This is a genomic window from Sphingomonas sp. AC435, from assembly GCF_979253005.1.
On sequence record NZ_CEEDCJ010000002.1, the window covers coordinates 110,001 to 127,438 of the forward strand.

The 17,438-nt window shown below is 66.9% G+C and carries 12 protein-coding genes; 6 read left to right on the top strand and 6 right to left on the bottom strand.

Annotated elements, in window-relative coordinates:
- Positions 1 to 20 precede the first annotated feature (20 nt).
- From AC0CH8_RS04155 to AC0CH8_RS04165, 3 genes are read right to left on the bottom strand one after another with little or no spacing between them, the layout of a single operon-like run.
- A complete protein-coding gene (locus tag AC0CH8_RS04155) occupies positions 21 to 1,322 on the bottom strand; it encodes a CitMHS family transporter (RefSeq protein ID WP_465238813.1) in 1,302 nt (433 codons plus the stop codon).
- A gap of 37 nt (positions 1,323 to 1,359) precedes the next feature.
- Positions 1,360 to 2,862: an OprO/OprP family phosphate-selective porin gene (locus AC0CH8_RS04160; protein ID WP_465238814.1), complete on the bottom strand. Its 1,503-nt coding sequence runs from the start codon at positions 2,860 to 2,862 to the stop codon at positions 1,360 to 1,362.
- A complete protein-coding gene (locus AC0CH8_RS04165; RefSeq protein WP_465238815.1) occupies positions 2,859 to 3,932 on the bottom strand; it encodes an ABC transporter substrate-binding protein in 1,074 nt (357 codons plus the stop codon). The genes AC0CH8_RS04160 and AC0CH8_RS04165 overlap by 4 nt, the downstream gene beginning before the upstream one ends.
- A 101-nt stretch (positions 3,933 to 4,033) precedes the next feature.
- Between AC0CH8_RS04165 and AC0CH8_RS04170 the strand changes: the two genes are divergently transcribed.
- Together AC0CH8_RS04170 and AC0CH8_RS04175 are read left to right on the top strand one after the other, a co-directional pair.
- Complete coding sequence (locus tag AC0CH8_RS04170; RefSeq protein WP_465238816.1) at positions 4,034 to 4,699, top strand: response regulator; 666 nt, start codon at positions 4,034 to 4,036, stop codon at positions 4,697 to 4,699.
- Positions 4,689 to 6,107 (top strand): sensor histidine kinase N-terminal domain-containing protein, encoded by a 1,419-nt coding sequence (locus AC0CH8_RS04175; protein ID WP_465238817.1) that lies wholly within the window; start codon positions 4,689 to 4,691, stop codon positions 6,105 to 6,107. The genes AC0CH8_RS04170 and AC0CH8_RS04175 overlap by 11 nt, the downstream gene beginning before the upstream one ends.
- A gap of 143 nt (positions 6,108 to 6,250) precedes the next feature.
- Here AC0CH8_RS04175 and AC0CH8_RS04180 read toward each other — a convergent pair whose 3' ends face one another.
- Positions 6,251 to 7,342 (bottom strand): ATP-binding protein, encoded by a 1,092-nt coding sequence (locus AC0CH8_RS04180; protein WP_465238818.1) that lies wholly within the window; start codon positions 7,340 to 7,342, stop codon positions 6,251 to 6,253.
- Between the two features lie 774 nt (positions 7,343 to 8,116).
- Here AC0CH8_RS04180 and AC0CH8_RS04185 point away from each other — a divergent pair.
- Complete coding sequence (locus AC0CH8_RS04185; protein WP_465238819.1) at positions 8,117 to 9,220, top strand: helix-turn-helix transcriptional regulator; 1,104 nt, start codon at positions 8,117 to 8,119, stop codon at positions 9,218 to 9,220.
- Between the two features lie 280 nt (positions 9,221 to 9,500).
- Here AC0CH8_RS04185 and AC0CH8_RS04190 read toward each other — a convergent pair whose 3' ends face one another.
- Complete coding sequence (locus AC0CH8_RS04190) at positions 9,501 to 11,039, bottom strand: deoxyribodipyrimidine photo-lyase (protein ID WP_465238820.1); 1,539 nt, start codon at positions 11,037 to 11,039, stop codon at positions 9,501 to 9,503.
- A 37-nt stretch (positions 11,040 to 11,076) separates the two neighbouring features.
- Positions 11,077 to 12,807 carry a tryptophan-rich sensory protein gene (locus AC0CH8_RS04195; RefSeq protein WP_465238821.1) on the bottom strand — a complete coding sequence of 577 codons (1,731 nt, stop codon included), beginning with the start codon at positions 12,805 to 12,807 and terminating at the stop codon, positions 11,077 to 11,079.
- Between the two features lie 303 nt (positions 12,808 to 13,110).
- Here AC0CH8_RS04195 and AC0CH8_RS04200 point away from each other — a divergent pair, with 303 nt between their 5' ends.
- Genes AC0CH8_RS04200 through AC0CH8_RS04210 form a run of 3 tightly spaced genes read left to right on the top strand, consistent with a single transcriptional unit; the run spans position 13,111 to position 17,376 of the window.
- On the top strand, positions 13,111 to 13,797 hold the full coding sequence (locus AC0CH8_RS04200; RefSeq protein ID WP_465238822.1) for an ABC transporter ATP-binding protein: 687 nt from the start codon (positions 13,111 to 13,113) through the stop codon (positions 13,795 to 13,797).
- Positions 13,787 to 16,315 carry an FtsX-like permease family protein gene (locus AC0CH8_RS04205; RefSeq protein ID WP_465238823.1) on the top strand — a complete coding sequence of 843 codons (2,529 nt, stop codon included), beginning with the start codon at positions 13,787 to 13,789 and terminating at the stop codon, positions 16,313 to 16,315. Before AC0CH8_RS04200 ends, AC0CH8_RS04205 begins: the two co-directional genes overlap by 11 nt.
- Entirely contained in the window at positions 16,315 to 17,376 is a 1,062-nt protein-coding gene (locus AC0CH8_RS04210; protein WP_465238824.1) for a lipocalin-like domain-containing protein, read from the top strand. The genes AC0CH8_RS04205 and AC0CH8_RS04210 overlap by 1 nt, the downstream gene beginning before the upstream one ends.
- The last annotated feature ends 62 nt before the right edge of the window (positions 17,377 to 17,438 follow it).

The window sequence follows — 17,438 nt, forward strand, 5'->3', positions numbered from 1 at the left end:
CCCCCCCCCCTTTCTCCTCCTCACCCGACGAAGGGGAAGGCGAGGACCAGCATGCCGACCACCGTCATGACCGTGCATACGAGAATGGCCGGCACCAGCGTGAACCGCTGGTGATCCGCCAGATCGACGCCGGCGAGGCTGACGAGCAGGTAGGTCGACGGGACCAGCGGGCTGAGCAGATGGACCGGCTGCCCCATCAGCGAGGCGCGCGCGATCGCCATCGGCTCCACCCCGTAATGCGTCCCCGCCTCCGCCAGGATCGGCAGCATCCCGAAATAGAAGGCGTCGTTGGAGATGAAGAAGGTGAAGGGCAGGCTGAGCAGTGCGGTGATCGGCGCCATGTACGGCCCGAGCGCAGGCGGGATGAAGCCTACAACCTCCTTGCTCATCGCCTCCACCATGCCGGTGCCGGCCAGGATTCCGGTGAAGATGCCCGCCGCAAAGATCAGCGATACGACCGACAGCACGTTGCCGGCATGCGCGGCGATCCGCTCCTTCTGTTCGGCGACCTGCGGATAGTTGACGATCATCGCCACCGCGAAGGCGAGCATCATCAGCACCGACAGCGGCAGGATACCCGATACCAGCCCGGCGAGCAGAAGCACCGTCAGCGCGGCGTTGAACCAGCGCAGCTTCGGCCGGCGCGCCTCTGGAAATTGCGACACGGCCATGCCGCTGAATGCGGTCGGCTCGTTCGACTTCACGTGGCCGATGCGCGCGCGCTCCTTGCGGCCGAACCAGATTGCCAGCCCTACGAGGAAGGCGAGCCCCGCGAGCATGCCGGGGATCAGCGGCAGGAACAGTGTTGCCGGATCCAGCTTCAGCGCGCTTGCCGCGCGTGCGGTGGGCCCGCCCCAGGGGGTCAGATTCATGATGCCGCTGGTCGCCATCAACAGGCAGCACAGATACAGTCGGTTCATGTCGTACCGCTTGTACAGCGGCAACAGCGCGGCGATCGTGATGATGTACGTGGTCGACCCGTCGCCATCCAGGCTGACCATCGCGCACAAGGCAACGGTGCCGATCAGGATCTTCAGCGGGTCGCCGTGGACGAGGCGCAGCAGCCGGTTGACCAGTGGATCGAACAGGCCGGTATCGGTCATGATCGAAAAGAACAGGATCGCGAACAGCAGCATGACGCCGGTCGGCGCGAGATTCTTGATCCCCTCGATCATCATCTCGCCGACGCCGCCCGCAAAGCCGGCGATCAGTGCGAAGATGGTGGGGACGACGATCAGCGCAACGAGGGGTGTCATGCGCTTGGTCATGATAAGGGTCATAAAGGTGGCGACCATCAGGAAGCCGTACAGGGCAAGGCTCATGCGATGCTTCCTCGATAGGTGGTGGAGCCGGACGGCATCAGAATGTCACCGCGACGCGCGCACTGACGGTTTCGCCGTCGTCGGGGCCGATAAAGGCGCCGCTACGATTGTCGGTGTTCCAGTGGATCGCGTTGACCTGAATGCGGGTGAAGCTGTTGAGATACCAGTTGACGCCGACCGTCGCCGCCCAGCCCTCTCCACCGGTCAGCAGGTCGGTATAATCGAGGTTCTCGTAGCGCGCGGTCAGCTCGATCGCGCCCGGCCCGCCCTCGAAAAGGGGGTCGAGCACGCGCGGCTGTCCGAAACTGCCGAGGCGCGGATTGTACGGCGGCAGGTCGCCGGTCAGGAACCAGCCACCCGACAGGCTCCACGCCTTGCTGACAAAATCCGATCGGCCACCGTCGAGCCGTGCGTTGCGCCGCCCCGCCTCGCCCATGATCCAGACCGGGCCGGCGTAGCCGCCCAGTTCGGCACCATAGCCGGTGGTGCCGGTGCCGCCGGTCAGCGGCCCGCTCGACACGCGCAGCGCGCCGTTGAAGCGACCGCCGATCACCGTGTTGCGGGTCAGCGTCGTCGCCGCGCTCGACAGCGACTCGTCGAAGCCCCACAGGCCGAGGTGGAGCACGCCGCGATCGGTCTTGATCGGGTTCCAGTGGACGCGCCCGAGCAGCGTGCGGCTGTCGCTGACCGCCTGATTGCCGTCGACACGGTCGCCGGTGATGGTGAGCGACGCGTGCCCGGTCTTCCAGAACAGGCGCGGCATGATGCCGAGACCGTAGAAGCCGCGTTGCGGGATGATCGCGGTGGAGACGGTGCTGCGTTCCATGAACGGCGTCGAGTCCGACCCCGTCGACCCTTCGAACGCGCGATCGTTGAACAGGTGGCCGGCGCGCACGTCATAATCGAGGCCGGGCGCTATGCGGTTGCGCCAGCCGATGAAGGCGGTGACGACATCGACCTCGTTCTCCGAAAAGTCGCTCTCGAACTGATAGAAGAAGTGCGTGCCGACGCCGCCTTCCAGTCCCAGCCGCAGTGCGCGCATGCCGGTGGTGGTGATGTTGCGGTCGTCATATCTCGACCCGAGGCTGGAGCTGACATCGGTCAGGATGCGGCCACGCGGCTTGAACGTGTAGACGCCGTCGGCCGAGTGGAACACCGGCAGGCCCGCGCCCCACTCGGTGGTGACGCCGGCATCGTTCGCCTCCCGCGCCCGGCCGACGTCGCGCTCGGCCGGTCCGGGCGGAACGAGTTGCGGCGCGAACGGCGCAGTGACCTGAGGGCGACGGGTCTGCTGCGCGACCTGCACCGGCGCGGGGGCGCTGGCGGAGGTGGTTGCCACCGTACCTGGGGTGGCGGGCGCCGGCATGGCCGCGATCTGTTGCGCGCCCTCCAGCCGGTCGAGACGCGCCTTCAATGCCGCGATCTCCGCGGCCTGCGCGCGGACGAGGGTCGCCAGTTCGTCCGCGCTGGGTGTCTGGGCCAGCGCCGGGGTGGCGACGACGAGCGCGATCAGCGCGCAACCGGTTCGCAACAGGGTCATCGTATGTCGGCTCCTTCAACGAGGATGGCGTTCCAGTCGGCGAGGAAGCGCCGACGCTTGATCGAATCGAGGTTCACGAGCAGCTGCGGTCCGACGCGGATCGGCCGGGCCCGGTCAGGCCCCAGTCGCGGCGCGCGAACGTCGGCGCGGACCGGCAACAGCCATTGCCGCGCGAGCAGCGCCTGACCGGTGCGGGACAGCAGGAAATCGAGGAACAGCTTCGCCGCGGCAGGACGGCGGGCGTTGCGCGCGATGAACGCGACGCGCGACGCCACGAGCACGTAGTCGCGCGGAAACACGACCCCGATCCGCGGGTCCTTGCGCGCGCGGGTCAGCGCATAGGGACCGACGACGTTGTACGCGATCGCGGCGCGCCCGGTTGCGACGGCGTCGAGCATCGGTTCGGTCGTGCGCGACAGCAAAGGCCGGGTCGCCGCCATCGCGCGCAACAGCGACCCTGTGTCGCGCGTGATCGCGTAATCCTCCGTCAGGTACAGATACCCGACGTTGGACCGCGCCGGATCGTAGGTTGCGACGCGGCCATTCAGAGCGGACCGGCGATCCCGCAACAGCCTCTCGAACGCCTCATGCGTGCGCGGCACGCTGGCCGACGGAATCAGGCGTTTGTTGTAGACGAAAGCGACAGGCTCCGACGTGACGCCGTAGCCCATGTTCTTCCACACCGCGGCCGGCGGCAGCGCTGGCTTCTCGGGGCTTTGATAGCTTTGCGCATAGCCGTCGTTGATGAGTTTCGCCTGAAGATCCATCGCCGACGACCAGACCAGATCGGCAGTCGGCCGGTGTAAGCGCGTTTCCGCCACCACCCGGCGATAGATGTCGCTCGATTCGAGTTCACGGTACTGGACGATCACGCCGGGATAGGTGCGCCGGAACGCTGCGATCATCGCCGTCATCGCCGCAGCATCGGCATTGCCGTAGACGCGGACGCCGCGCTCGGCGCGCGCCTCCGCGATCAGCGCGTCGTAAGATCGTGGATAGCCGGCGGGCCGCTGCGCCGATGCCGGCACGGCGAGGCAGAATACCAGCATTAGCAAGAACAGGGGACGCATCGTTCAGGCTCCTCTCGCTTCCCGGCTCTGCGTTCGGGTAAGTCGACAAGGATGGGCTACACGGGCAAGCTGTCATCAACCTTTCACGGGCGATACCGACAGTGAGGATCTTGATCGTCGAGGATGATGCGCCGCTGGCCCGCAGCATCGTCGCGCTGTTGCGCACCGCCGGCCATGCGATCGATCACGTCGCGACCGGCGCGGACGCTCTGATGGTCACCGCCGACGACGTTTACGCGCTGGTGATCCTCGACGTCGGCCTGCCCGATATCGACGGATTCGCCGTGCTCCAGACGCTGCGGCGGCGCGGGCAGCGCGTGCCCGTGCTGATGCTGACCGCGCGCGACGCGCTTGACGACCGGGTCCGTGGTCTTGACCTCGGCGCCGACGATTACCTCCGCAAACCGTTTGCGCCGGAGGAGCTGGAGGCTCGCATCCGCGCGCTTGGCCGCCGGCGGGGTGGCGATCCGACGCCCGAGCTGGTGGTGGGATCGCTGGCGCTCAACCGCTCTACCGGCGAAGCGCGGGTAGGCGACCGGCTGCTCGACCTGCGCCGTCGCGAGTGGACGGTGCTCGATGCGCTGGCCACCCGCGCTGGGCAGATCGTGACGCGGGAAACGTTGCAGGCAGAGGTCTTCGGCTATGACGAGCCGGTCGGCCCCAATGCGCTGGAAGTGAACATCACCCGGCTGCGCGGCAAGCTGGCCCCGGAGGGCCCGACGATCCGAACGGTGCGTGGCGTCGGGTATCTGCTCGATGCGACCTGAGCCGAGCCACCGCGCGCTGGCGCTGCGGACGCGGCTGCTCACCGCGATGCTGGTGCCCTTGCTGGCGATCGCGGTGCTGCTGGGGCTGGCCGGTGCGACGCTGATCGCCGACGTGGTCCGCCGCACCAACGACCGGGTGCTCGGCGGCGCGCTGGGGGCTATCGCGGAGACGGTGGAGGTGGAACGGGGCGAGGTGACGTTGGACCTGCCCGCCGCTGCGTTCGGGATGCTGGAAAATAGCGAGCGCGACAACGTCTATTACCGCGTCGCGGTCGGCGAGCGGCTGTTGACCGGCTATGCCGACCTGCCCGCGCCGGCCGTCGGCACGGTCGAGATCGACACGCCCGGTTTTCGGTTCGCGACCTATCGGGGCCAGAAAATCCGCATCGCCGAGGTCCGCCGCGCGCTGCCGCGGATCGACAAGCCGGTGATCGTGCAGGTTGCCGAGACGCTCGACGGGCGTGCCTCGCTCCAGCGACGGTTGATGATCGCGCTGCTGGTGGGCGAGATCGTGCTGGTCGGCATGGCGATGCTGCTGATCCGGCCGGCGCTGGCCTGGAGCCTGCGTCCCCTCGCCCGGCTACGCAGCGCGGTGGAGGCGCGCGACACCCGCGCGACGCCCGACCTCTCCCCGTTGCAAGCCGGTCTTCTGCCGGCCGAGCTGCGCCCGCTGTCCGATGCCTTCGATCATCTGCTCGCACGGCTCGATACCGCCACCGCCGGGGTTCGCCGCTTCACCGCCGACGCATCGCACCAGATGCGAACGCCGCTCGCGGTGCTGAAGGTGCAGGTCGCGCTGGCCCGGCGCGGCGACGTGCGGGCGCTGGGCGAGATCGCCGACGCCGCCGACCGGCTGGAGCGGCTGGTGACCCAGCTTCTCGCTCTGGCGCGAGCGGAAGAGGCGGGCACATCGCCGCCGGTGGAACGCGTCGACCTGCGCGAGGTCGCCATCGCCGCCATCAACCGCCGCATCCACGATGCGATCGAGGCCGGGGTGGAGGTGCAGCTGGACGCGCCCGACGCGGATGTCATCATCGCCGGCCATCGTACCCTGCTCTTTGAAATCGTGTCGAACCTTCTCGACAACGCGATCCGTTATATCAGTACGGGCTCGTCGATCACCGTCACCATTGTCGGTGGCGATGCATCCGCGTCGATCGCCGTGGCCGACGATGGTCCCGGTATCGGCGACGGGGACCTGCGACGGCTGGGCGAAAGATTCTTGCGTCTCAGCACGAGCGCTGGACAGGAGGGCAGCGGCCTGGGTCTGGCGATCGTGCGATCGGCGACGCAACGTTTGGGCGCACAGCTCCAGTTCACCAATACAAAGCCAGGACTCCGCGTGACGCTACGCTTTGCAAATCTAGCTGATCCAGCGGCGCAGGTGCCCATTCCTCCTACACAATAGAAGGTGGCTCAGACCCGCACGGTCGGGGCGCGATACCCGTCTTCCAACTTCCGCCGTTCGCTCATCTACCTACCCGCACGCGATTTCGCCCGAGGCAAAACACGCCTCAGGCAAAGCCATCTGCCGGTTGGCAGCGGTTGCCCTCAACGGTGAGCATGTTGTCTCCATTTGGCTGAGAGCATCGCCTGCAGCATATCCACATAGCTCCAGCCATCAGCCCGAGCGGCTATGGCGGAGAGGCAGTCCTGATCGTCGCGACCGGGACGGCCTGGCCCGGTCATGTTGGGCTTCATGTTCAAGTCAAATAGCTTGAACGATCCATGGCGGTCGGCACGGCAGTCGATCCGGATTGCTGCGCGGGCGTCGACGAGCGCGACTGCGGCGACACAGCTTTCCATCATGCTGACGATCGTCGGCTCGCGCAGTCGCTCCTCATCGATCGCCGCGCTGTTGGCGGTCACCGGAACGTCGCCGTTGTAGGGGGCGACACCGTTGCGCTGATCGAAGCGATGGACGGGTCGTAACGCCCAGTGGGATTGCACGTGCGATCCGTCCGGACGCGGAGAGGCAGATGGCATGACGGTTACGGTCATCTCGTCACCGTCGAGATATTCCTCGACCATCAGCATGTCGCCGAAAGTTGCGGCTTCGATCAACGCTGCTGCGGCACTATGCAGCTGGCCGATATTCGCGACGAGCGTAACACCCTGGCTGCCGCGACCACGCACCGGCTTTATCATCAGCGGGAAGTCCATGCCACGGGCAGCACACTCCTCCTCGACGTCTTTCAAAGCGCAGACGCGCTCTCGCGCCGTGCCAGACAGCAGGAACGATCGTGCCACTGGCAGACCCGCCTCTGCCAGCATCTGGTTGGTTTCGAATTTATCATCGTAGGCGTGCATGGCCGCTGGAAGCTGGCCGACGATGTCGACATCCTCAAGAACCGCCTCAAGAGGATGCCCGACGAACAACACCGTGTTAGCCCATAGCGCAGACGCGCCAGCATCGGTCGCTGCGCGGATGCCGTTGATGGTATCGGGAAACACCCAGTCGAGAGCCTTGCGGACGTCAGGAAACTGCTCCGGAGTAACGACGTTCACGCCCGCCATTCGCAGCGCCTGCGCTATATCCGCGCCCCCATCCGAATAGCCGCCTGGCTTCGCCTCTTTGCGGAGCCCGTCGATCAGCGGTGGTGGCAGCGCCTGATACAGAACGGCAACCGGTTCTGGAGTCATGGACGGTCTCTTGTTCGAGAGTCGCTAGCGCACCGAGCGGCTTAGCGATAGCTTGCTGCGGCAGCAGAGCCTTCTGAGACTGCGCCTTGGACCGAATGCGATGGCGATAGGATGATCGCCGAAGCTCGACAAACTGCCCTCTAAGCGGGTGGAGCGCGAGCAATAATGGCCTGAGCTAGACGGAGGCGGGCCTTCCATGTCTTCACCGATGGATGGCCGGCAGCCAAACCGGCGAGCCGCCCTTCGATCTGAACCACTTCTCGCCGGGCTGCTTCAAGCTCGTCAGCGGTTGGGGCAGGATGGATGTTGGCGCGTGCACGCGCGCCGGTGCGTCCATTGCTCTTAGTCATGGCTTTGCGATGATCCCAGATGGATGATCCGGTCAAGAAGAGACGACTATGACGAGGCTTGCGGGGGGCGTATGGCCGTTGAGGCACGACTGCGGACGTTCGCGCGGTGCGTCGCGTCGCCCGGAAACAGCTATTCATTCCCGTTCGCTCGCCACGGCCATCGACATCAAGGCCATCCGCACATCCTGTAAGGCAGCAGCGTCATCTGTTCGGCGCCAGCATTCCCTGAGCCCCGCCCTATCAAAGCTGATCCCCGATGATCCCACCGACCCATCAACGGTTCGTGAATGCCAGCCGCCTGGTCGGTCTTGCGAGGGGGGAAGCGCCGAATGGCGCCTGAACGGCCTGGTACCCAGTCAGAGTACTAGGGCGGTACCAGAAGGCCGTGGTTGGTACTTCCTCCTCAGGCGCTACCATGGCGGGTATGAAGACAGACGAGATAGACGAAAGCATGCTGGCCGCGATCCTGCGCCTGACGACTGGGGAGCGGGAATGCTTGAAGCGGTGTCTAGAGCATCAGACTGCCAAGGAGATGGCGTTAGACCTGGGCGTCTCTCCTCACGCTGTCGAAAAGCGTCTCAAGATGGCGCGTGCCAAACTGGGCATGTCGTCATCGCTTGAGGCGGCAAAGCGGGTGGCAGCAGCCGATGCGTCCAACCGCTTGGTACCCCAATCGTCCGCCCTTTCCGGAACCAACGCGATCGTCGAGGGGGTTCACGCCGCTATTCCGCACCCGCCGATCACGCGGGGCAAGCGGCGCCCCTCCATCTACGTAATTTCAGGAGCGATCTTTATGATCTTAGTCGCGGCAGCCGCTCTCTTCGCCTGGCTCCAGGCCTCTGGCAATGGCGACCAACGGGCATTTCCGCCCACCGCTGCCGATGCGCCGGCATTAGCAGCAACCGCAGCGCAAAAACCCGCTACCGAAGCTGTGCTGCGGCAGCTGGTCGCCGGTCTCGCGAGCGGTTCGCCCGATTACAGAAGACTCTCGCCTAGGTTCGCTGAGGTCGTTCGTAGCGACCTTCCCATGACACACCCCATGTTCAAGGCCCTCGGCGAGCTAAAATCCGTGACGTTTCGCTTACGCGGCGTGAAGAACGACGACATCTACAACCTCGTCTTCACCAACGGCGAGGTTTTGATGTCGGTTGAGCTCGACGCCGAAGGCAGAATGGCGGGCGGCATACTGCAACCAGGCAACCGCACTCCTTCTTCGGCGACGCCATTACCTGGCACTGAGGCTGCAGTAAGGCGCCTTGTCGCTGGCCTGGCAAGCGGCTCCCCCGACTATGACAAGCTTGCGCCAAAATTCGGCGATATAGTCCGCAGAGATATGCCGATGTCACAGCCCATGTTCAAATCTATGGGCGAGTTAAAGTCGATCACTTATCGCGGGAGGGGCAGAATGGGAGACGATGTCTACAATCTCGTTTTTGCCAACGGTGGAGTATCGATGTCCGCTGTGCTCGACAAGGATGGACGAATGGCCGGAGGGTTCATTGCTCCGCCAAACACGCCTCTTCCATGATCCTGCGATAGTAGCGAATCGGAAAGCTTCCTCCATTATGAACAACCGCTCACCCGTCGGGATCGAAGTCACATATCACAGCTGTCCCGGGGCTTTCATGGGTCACCTGAGTAGGAAATTGCCAAGTGAGCCCTGCCCCGGCTTGGGCCGGGGTAATTGTACAATTTCCTGTAAAGCGACGACCCAGAAGACGACATACAGCGCCACTGGTGGCTTGTGTGAGAACGGTCGTCCTTTCAGCCGACATTCCGTTGCCCCGAGAAGGAGGCAGCGGCACAGCTCAGACGGTCGGCTCACCGGTAAGATATGGATCGACCGGCACCTCTGCCGGGATTGTTACTCGCGTAACCAGCCTCGCCGCGGCGGTGGCGAGCCATTCATCGCCGCCTTCCCTGCGGCGGGTGGAGCCGTCGCCGCGGACAGCCACGCGCCCGTAGATCGGCCGCTCCCGATCCGATGGCGAGCCAGCAAAGATCGCCGAGATATTGCCGTAGGTCGACGGGTCGCGACCGTCGAGGCTCAGCCGGTCGTTGAGGTAGCACGCTGTGGCCCATGCCGCCTCGGGGCTGGGCGTCATCGCGATCAGGCGCTTGCACCAGTACATCCGCAGATTGTTGTGCATCCAGCCGTCGAGGAGGAACTGCTTCTGGCAGGCGTTCCAGGTCTGATCGCGCGTTTCGCCATGGACAAGCGCGTCCAGCGTCTCCAGCTCGGGTCGCGGATCGCCGGCGTGCCGGCCGAGCGTCTCGACCGCCCATCCTGCGATGCGGTCGTAGCGTTCCGGCGCGGCGAGCGCCCGCGCCTGGTAGTGGAACCACTCGCGCCAGCCGAGGAGCTCGTCGGCGAACTTGGCCTTGTGCTTGCTGCCAGCCTCGGCAGCCGTGACCGCGGCCATTATCTCGCGGGGGCCCAATACGCCGAAGTGCAGATAGGGCGATAGGCCGCTCGCGCCGTCCGCCCGCGTGGCATCGTTGCGCGCCGACGCGTAGCCGGGCAGCACCTCCGTTACCAACCGCCGAAGCCGGGCTTCCGCCGCGGGTCGGCCAGCCGGGTGCATGTCGCTGACGGGCAAACTGTGATCGATCGCGAGAGCGGCCACCAGTGCGTCGAGATCGCACGTGTCCAACGCGTCTGGCGAGAAGGGCAGAGGGCCAGCGTAGGCGGACACGTCCGGCACCGCCTCATCCGCCTCCATCCAGTTGGCGCGCTCGGGCTCGTGACGGCGCAGGAAGCTTGAGCGGCCACGAATATCGTCGCTGAACAGGGCCGGCGGCACCAGGCAGGCAGAGTTCACCGCATAGACCGGCACCGCGGTTCGCGCGGCGACCCGGTCGGACTGCCAGCGAGCAACGAAGGTCGGCTGATCCTCCAGCACGATCGCCGCCGCCTCGGCGCCGAGGCGGTGCACAAGGCCCTTCTCCCGATGCCCGGCCCGGTCGACATGATGGACGCAGGCGAAGCCGCGATCGCGGCACCCAGTACCAAGATCCCGGCTCGCTCCCAGGATGAAGTGATGCAGCCGGTCGGAGGCATACGGATAATCCTCGCGTACGCCGTGGTAGACCAGCACGGGCAGCGACAGCGCATTGCCGAGCCGGATGCTTGCGTCGATCACCGGATTGTCGCGGGCTCGCAACGCCTGCTGCAACCAGCACAGCACGAAGCGACCGCTCGCGTTCGGCACCCGATCATTCAACGCCTGCACGCGCGGTGCCCCCCGCCAATCGCTGAGGCCAACAGGCAGAGCGGCAGTCACCATCCCGTGCTGCCTCGCCCGCGCTTGTCCAGCCGGCGCACCGGTTCGATCACGCGCCGGCAAAGCGGACGGTCGCCGCGGTGCCGGACCGTGACCCGTCTCATCGCCGCTCTCCCGGGTTGTCGCGCCAGATGCGTTCGGCCAGCAGCGTCGCGAAGCCAAGCCAGGCGACGAACGGGATCGCCGCGGCGGCAGCCGGACGGTCCACCTTGGCGGCCGTCGCGAGATAGGCTGCACTGCTGGCAACCATCGCCCCCGATGCCACCGCGCTGGCCCCCAGTCGCTTTTCGCGAAAGAACAACTGCGTCCAGCCGCCGACCATAGCGGTATTGAGCAGCCACAGGCCGACCGCAGCGTTGCGCGCCGTTCCGGATGGCTGCCGAAGCAGGCGATACCCTCCAACCGCGAGGCCAGTCTCCAGCATCGGCCAAGCGGCGCCGAACACTGCATCGGGCGGGGTGTAGCCGGGTTTGTCCAAGCGGCGATACCAGCGGCGGATGCCGGGATGCGACGGATCGGGTGCGTTGCGCCGGCCGAGGATCGCGCTTGCACCGAGCACCACAGCGACGGCGCCGAGCGCCAGGAGTGGCGACAAGCCCGCCGCCGCTGGTGACCTCGGTGCGATCAGCGATCCTCCAGAGGTTGGCGGGTCATAGCGCGAGAGATCGACGTCCCTGGAGCGGCCACCGAACAACTTGCCGGCGACGCTGCGCACAACCGGGCGGCTCGCCACGCGCAACGCGCCGTGGAGCAACCCGATGCCGAGGCGGCTGTGCGGATTCGCCAATCGCGGCGCAAGCTTGGGGACGCTCTGGGCATCCTCGACCATCGGGCGCATCGCCTGCTCATAGGCCTTGAACGCCGCCCGCATGTCGGTGGAGCGGATGAGCTCCTGCGCCAGAACGTAGGCGCCGGTGACCGCCAGCGTCGTGCCGTAACCGGCGATCGGCGTCGCGCACCATGCTGCATCACCGGTCAGCACCACCCGCCCTCCCGACCAACGGGGCATCCTTACTTGCCGGAGCACATCGAGGTAGAAGTCTTCGGTCGTCTCCAGCGCATCCAGAACGCGGTCGGCCTGCCAACCCGCATCGGCAAAGCGAGTGCGCAGCCACGCCTTCTGCCGGTCGCCACTCCAATCCTGCTCTCCGCCGGGCGGCTGCTGCACCGACAGCATGGCGCGCGCTGTGCCGTGCCGGTCGGGGCGAAGCGACACACTGCGACCGCCAGGCGCATTGTACCAGCGCCACAGCCGATCGTCGTCCGCCTGCCTCGGAATGGTGAAGTAGGCGAACGTCAGGTTCATCCAGCGGGGCGCGTTCTCACCCGGGAAGACCATTTCCCGCGACGTCGACCCCACGCCCTCGGCGACGATGACCACGTCGAATCGTTCGGTGGTCCCGTTCGCAAAGGTGACAGTGGCGCCGTCATCGTCCTGCTCGACGCCGGCGATGCTGTCGCCGAAACGGTAGGTCGCGTGCTCGCCGGCCGGCTCGTAGAGCAGCCGGGCCAAATCGCCGCGCAGGATCTCCATCTCCGCGGTCGGCCCATCGGCATCCGTATCGGCGGTCAGGAACTGCGCCGCCACCCTGCCGTCCTCCTCGACCCAGGCGGTCCCCTCTTCGCCGGTGCCCTGCTCCAGCGCCGCTTGTTCCAGCCCCATGCGACGCAACACCTCGCGACCAACCCCGCGCACGTCGATGTTCTGGCCGCCGTCGCGGAACCCAGGCGTTCGTTCGACCACGGTGACGTCGAGGCCGGCGCGGCCCAACCACCAAGCGGCGGTGTTGCCGGCGACGCTCGCGCCGGTGATCAGGATGCGGTGGGACATCGGCATGCTACTCCTCGCCTGCCCAACGAATGGAAGCAGATAAGTCGCGCAGCCGAGTCGATTCTGCTCGATTGTAAGCGGAACATGATGCTCGACACGTTCAAGACGACCGTGCGCTTGATGTCGAGGATAGCAGATTGAAGCGTTCGGCTGGCTGGACCCACAAGCAGACATTCGCGGCCGCTCCGCGCGATACGCACAGCAGTCATTGGTTCAGGTCGGATTAGCCTGAGCAGCTGACCTATGTTGCCAGACCGGGGCTACGGCATTGCGGTTAAGCTTCACCTTCGCCACGCATACCACGTGACTGGTCACCCGATCCTTCTCGACGTTCAGGCGCTCGGCAAGTCGGTACCGGGGCCCCGGCGATTGTTCCGGTCGCTCGATCTTCAGGTCCGTGCGGGCGAGCTGGTAGCGATCATCGGTGAGTCGGGCGTCGGCAAGTCGACGCTGCTCAATATCCTCGCCGGGCTCGACGACGCCGATGACGGCCAGGTCGCGATCGACGGCACGATACTCGGCTCCCTTGACGAGGCTGCGCGGACGCGCCTGCGACGCGAGCGCATCGGCTTCGTGTTCCAGGCCTTTCACATCCTCCCCTATCTCACGCTGCGTCAGAACGTCGCGCTACCACTGGCGCTGATATCACCGGACGCCGACGCGGCGGAAACGCGACCGACGGCGATGTTGACGGCAGTCGGCCTCGGCGATCGCGGCGACGGCTACGCGCGCGACCTCTCGGGCGGGGAGCTCCAGCGCGTCGCCATCGCCCGCGCGCTCGTGCATCGACCGTCGCTGATCCTGGCAGACGAGCCAACCGGCAATCTCGATCCCGACACCGCGTCGCGCGTCCTGGCGCTATTTGCCAATGCAGTTCGCGACAACGGCGCGGCCGGCGTGATGGTCACGCACTCGGACGCAAGCGCGGCGATCGCCGACCGGGTGCTGACGCTTGGCGCGGATGGGCTGGTGGAGCGTCGTGGCCGCTGAGCCCGGTCTTCTGTCCGGTCGGCTCGCGCTCGGCTGGCTGATCGGCGGCGAATGGCGGTTCCACCCCGCCCGCTTTCTCACCACTGCGATCGCGATCGCCGTAGGCGTCGCGCTCGGCTTCGCAGTCCATCTCGTCAACGGATCCGCGCTCGCCTCCTTCGATGGCGCAGTACGGGGCGTGAACGGAGCGGCCGAACTTTCCGTCACCGCGACCAGCCCGTTGGGGATCGATGAACGGCTCTACCCGGACGTCTTGCAAACTGCCGGCGTGACCGACGCGAGCCCGGTCGTGCGGCTCGATGCACGGATCGGCGGCAATCGGCTGACGCTGCTCGGGCTGGACGTCATCCGCGCGGCCGCAGTGACGCCGTCGCTGGTCGGCATCCCGCCGCAAGGGCCGGATTCCAGCAGCGACGGCGTCTTCGATGAGTCCTCACTATTCCTCTCTCGCACGGCGTTGGAGCGGTCCCGCCTGGCAATCAGTGACCGGATTACCGTGACAGCAAACGGGCGCAACGTTCCTCTGCGCGTCGTCGGCACACTCCCCGCTGCGGAGGCGGAGGCTGCGATCGGCGTGATCGATATCGCCGCAGCACAGTGGCGCTTCGGGCGGATAGGCAGGATCGACCGGATCGATCTTTCTTTATCCGACCGCCGGACGGCGGAAGAGGCGCTTGCCCGGCTCCTACCCGCCGATGCGATCCTGTCGACGGCGCAGGCGCGGGGCGCGCAAGGATCGGCGCTGTCGCGGGCTTACCGCGTCAACCTCGATACGCTGGCGCTGGTCGCGCTGTTGACCGGCGGGTTCCTGGTCTACTCGGCGCAGTCGTTGTCGGTAGCGCGGCGACAGCGCGCATTTGCGCTGCTGCGAACGCTGGGCATGCCGCGCCGCGCGGTGGTCGCTGCGGTGGTTGTCGAGGGGGTCGTGATCGGGATCGTCGGCGGGGCCACAGGACTCGCCGCGGGGTACGGCCTGGCGTGGTCGGCGCTGCACTGGTTCGGCGGCGACCTGGGTGCCGGCTATTTCGGCGGCACCGCCGCGCGGATAGTCTTCCAGCCTGCAGCCGCAGCGGTGTTCTTCGCGCTGGGGTTGCTCGCCGCGGTCCTCGGCAGTGCGGTACCCGCGCGCGCCGCCGCGCGGGCGGCACCCGCGGCAGCGCTGAAGAACGCCGGTGACGTGCTCGACCCGCGCCGCGCTGTGGCGTGGTGGCCTGCGGCCGTGCTGCTGGCGGCAGGCGGGGGCGCGGCGTTGCTGCCCGCAACCGCGGGGCTCCCCTTGTTCGGCTTTCTGGGCATGGCGCTGATGCTGGCGGGCGGCGTCGCTGGCGTACCCTGGTTTGCGCGATCGCTGCTGGCCCCGCTTGCGCGGCGCCGCGGGGGGAGCGTGCCTGCCATGCTTGCCATCCGGCATCTGCACGGCGCGCCGGGCGAGGCGGCGACCGCATTGTGCGGCATCGTGGCGTCGACGGCGCTGATGATCGCGATGGCGACGATGGTGACCAGCTTCCGCGGCGCTGTCGATACGTGGCTGGGGCAGGTGCTCGGTGCGGACCTGTATATGCGCGCCAATGCCGGCGCCAGCTTCGACCCGGCCACGCGAGCGCATCTGGCCGCCACGCCGGGGGTAGATCGCCTGGCGTTCAGCCGACAATTGCCTCTGACGATCGTCGCTGATCGTCCGCCGATCAGCCTGATCGCCCGGCCTGAACGCGGAGGCCGCGATCCCCTGCTCGTCCTCATCGAGCGTACCTCAAGCCTGCCCGCATCTGCGCTGCCGGTCTGGGTGTCGGAGCCGGCGCAGCGGCTCTACGGGTGGGATCCAGGTGAGACGATCATCCTGCCGATAGCCGGCCGGACGCGGTTCACCGTCGCCGGAATGTGGCGCGACTATGGTCGACAGGCCGGCGCGGTGCTGGTCGACGAGGCGGACTATCAGCGGCTGACCGGCGACACCGGCCGCGACGAGGTGTCGGCGACGCTCCAACCCGGCAGCGACGCGACCGCCGTCGGCAAGGCGATGACGGCACGCCTTCCCGCAGCGCTGCGGGGCCAGGTGGACGTGACGCAGCCCGCCGTGCTCAGGCGGCTCGCGCTGACCCTGTTCGACCGTAGCTTTGCCGTGACCTACCTGCTGGAGGCGGTGGCGATCCTCGTCGGGTTGGCTGGTGTCGCCGCAACGATGTCCGCACAGACGATCGCGCGCGAACGGGAGTTCGGCATGCTCCGGCACCTGGGGCTCACGCGCGGGCAGCTCGGCGCAATGCTCGCGACCGAGGGGGCGGTGGTCGGGCTGACCGGCGCGCTCGCAGGCATCGGGCTTGGACTGGTGCTGGCGCAGGTCCTGATCCACGTCATCAACCCGCAGTCGTTCAACTGGACCATGACGACGCAGGTGCCGCTCGGGACACTGTTCGGCGTAGCCGCCGCGCTGACCGGCGCATCCGCCGCAACTGCGGTGCTCGCTGGTCGCCGTGCGACGGCAACGGGCGCTGTCCAGTCAGTGCGGGAGGATTGGTGATGCGGAATGCGCTCTCCGGGTGGTTGGCCCTGGTCGCGGTCGCGGCGCCCGCCGCAACACCCTACCCCGTCGTCCGGCCCGGCATCACTCTCGCCTTTCCGGCGGATCACGGCGCGCACCCGGGGTTCCGCACCGAATGGTGGTACGTCACCGGCTGGCTCCGGACGGCGGCGGGCGAAGACCTCGGCTTCCAGGTCACGTTCTTCCGGACGCGCCCTCCCGTCGACACCGCGAACCCGAGCCGCTTCACTGCACGGCAGGTGGTGTTTGCGCACGCCGCGCTGTCCGATCCCGCTACCGGTCGCCTGCTACACGGCGAGCGCGCCGCACGCGTGGGTTTCGGCCTGGCGAGGGCACGCACGGCTGACGCCGATATCGGCATCCGTGACTGGCGCCTGCGCCGCACGCCTGACAACCGATGGAATACCCGAATCTTCGCCAACGACTTTGCGCTGGCGCTTGATTTCCGGCCAACGCAGCCGCCGATGCCGCAGGGCCTTGGTGGATACAGCCGCAAAGGGCCCCGGCCGGAGCAGGCGAGCTATTACTACTCGATCCCTCACCTGCGCGTTGCTGGCCGCGTCCGGCGTGGCGATCGCATCGTCGCGGTGACCGGCGAGGCCTGGCTCGATCGCGAATGGTCGTCCGACTATCTGGCTCCCCAAGCTGAAGGGTGGGACTGGACGGGGCTCAATTTCGATGATGGCTCTGCGCTGATGGCGTTCCGCATCCGTCGCAAAGGTGGTGGCACGCTGTGGGCCGGCGGTGCGCTCCGCCGCCCTGACGGCATCACCACCCCGCTGGGTCCCCGCGACGTTGCATTCCGGCCGCTGGCGACATGGCGGAGTGGCGCGACCCGCGCAGTGTATCCCGTATCACAGGAGGTAAGTATCCGCGTCGATGGCCGGATCGCGCGGTGGCGCCTGACCCCGATGTTTGCAACTCAGGAGCTTGACGCGCGCCGCGGAGGCCTTCCGGTTTACTGGGAAGGTGCGGTCCGGACATCGGGCGGCCGCGGCTATCTCGAACTCACCGGCTATAATCAGGCGCTCAGGATGTGACGATATGATCGACAAGTCCCTCCCCGAGTTCCCTGCTGCCGCATTCGCGCGGCAGGACAATG

What these genes read in the sequence shown, in the direction of transcription:
- AC0CH8_RS04210 (WP_465238824.1), top strand. Translation starts at nt 16,315, where the DNA reads ATGCGGAATGCGCTCTCCGGGTGGTTGGCCCTGGTCGCGGTCGCGGCG.
- AC0CH8_RS04185 (WP_465238819.1), top strand. Translation starts at nt 8,117, where the DNA reads ATGAAGACAGACGAGATAGACGAAAGCATGCTGGCCGCGATCCTGCGC.
- AC0CH8_RS04175 (WP_465238817.1), top strand. Translation starts at nt 4,689, where the DNA reads ATGCGACCTGAGCCGAGCCACCGCGCGCTGGCGCTGCGGACGCGGCTG.
- AC0CH8_RS04165 (WP_465238815.1), bottom strand. Translation starts at nt 3,932, where the DNA reads ATGCGTCCCCTGTTCTTGCTAATGCTGGTATTCTGCCTCGCCGTGCCG.
- AC0CH8_RS04155 (WP_465238813.1), bottom strand. Translation starts at nt 1,322, where the DNA reads ATGAGCCTTGCCCTGTACGGCTTCCTGATGGTCGCCACCTTTATGACC.
- AC0CH8_RS04160 (WP_465238814.1), bottom strand. Translation starts at nt 2,862, where the DNA reads ATGACCCTGTTGCGAACCGGTTGCGCGCTGATCGCGCTCGTCGTCGCC.
- AC0CH8_RS04195 (WP_465238821.1), bottom strand. Translation starts at nt 12,807, where the DNA reads ATGTCCCACCGCATCCTGATCACCGGCGCGAGCGTCGCCGGCAACACC.
- AC0CH8_RS04180 (WP_465238818.1), bottom strand. Translation starts at nt 7,342, where the DNA reads ATGACTCCAGAACCGGTTGCCGTTCTGTATCAGGCGCTGCCACCACCG.